1 protein-coding gene is annotated in these 1,191 nt (G+C 74.3%); it reads left to right on the top strand.

All coding sequences use genetic code 11. The annotated features are described in order from the left end of the window. The first annotated feature begins 268 nt into the window (after positions 1-268). On the top strand, positions 269-1,084 hold the full coding sequence (locus AB0J52_RS41510) for a site-2 protease family protein (protein WP_500188774.1): 816 nt from the start codon (positions 269-271) through the stop codon (positions 1,082-1,084). Positions 1,085-1,191 lie beyond the last annotated feature (107 nt).

The following is a 1,191-nucleotide window of genomic DNA, read 5'->3' as shown; positions in this document are numbered from 1 at the left end:
CGCGCTGTGTGGCGCCCACCCGGCCCCTCCGGCCCACCCCCGCCGGCCCGGCGAGCGGGCCCGCCCCCCCCAGCCCGGCGCGGGGGGGGCGCGCGGGTGAGGGCGGCGCGGACGGGCCGGCGGCGGACGGGACGGGCGCGCGGAGCCGGGGCGGACGGGCCGGCGGCGGACGGCGGGCGGGTCGGGGCGTGCTCGGGCGGGTCGGGGCGCGCCCGGGACGCGGTACCGTCGAAGCGGTCGGGAACGACCGGGGGGAGGACGGCGAGGCATGGGCTCGGTGCACCACATGCGGGACCGGCGCGCGGTGCGTCCGAGTCCGGTTTTCCTGGTGATCTGCGCGGCCACGGTGCTGTGCGGGCTGATCGCCTGGCGGTACGGCGAGATCACCATGAGCATCCTGCAGACGAAGTTCGCCGCGGGACGGCTCGCGGTGTTCGGGTTCGTGATCTCGGGCTGGGTGCTCTCGCTGTGCCTGCACGAGTTCGGGCACGCCTACCTCGCCTACCGGGCGGGCGACCACAGCGTCGCGACGCGCGGCTACCTGACGCTGAACCCGGCGAAGTACACCGACCCGCTGCTGAGCTTCGCGATCCCCGTGCTGTTCATCCTGCTCGGCGGGATCGGCCTGCCCGGCGGCGCGGTCTGGATCGATCGCTCGCGGATCCAGGGCAGGTGGCGGCACAGCCTGGTCTCGGCGGCGGGCCCGCTGAGCAACGTGCTGCTCGCGATCATGCTGGCGGTGCTGTACCGGAACTTCTCCGACGGCGAGCACGGGATCTTCTGGTCCGGTGTCGCGTTCCTGGCGTTCCTCCAGGTCACGGCCGCGCTGCTGAACCTGCTGCCGATCCCCGGCCTGGACGGCTTCGGGATCGTCGAGCCGTTCCTGCCGCCGCGCTGGGTGAACCAGGTGAGCGCGTACGGCGGCTACATGTTCCTGCTGGTCATCGCGCTGCTCTGGGTCGGGCCGATCAACCGCGCGTTCTTCGGCCTGGTCACCCGGATCACCGACACGATCGGGCTGAACGAGCCGATCATCCAGATCGGGCACGCGGTCTTCCAGTTCTGGAAGGCCCTGGTCTTCTAGCGCGCCCCCGCGCCCCGCGCCCCTCCCGCGTCGCCTGCGCCTCCCGCGCGGCCTACGCCTCCCGCGCGGCCTGCGCCTTCCGCGTCGCGTGCGCCTTCCGCGTCGCG

It is taken from the genome of Spirillospora sp. NPDC049652 (genome assembly GCF_040675125.1).
Taxonomy (GTDB): domain Bacteria; phylum Actinomycetota; class Actinomycetes; order Streptosporangiales; family Streptosporangiaceae; genus Spirillospora.
This window is presented reverse-complemented; position numbering and strand designations above follow the sequence as displayed.

Bases quoted from the DNA above. Each gene is read 5' to 3' on its own strand.
- AB0J52_RS41510 (WP_500188774.1), top strand. From the start codon at position 269: ATGGGCTCGGTGCACCACATGCGGGACCGGCGCGCGGTGCGTCCGAGT.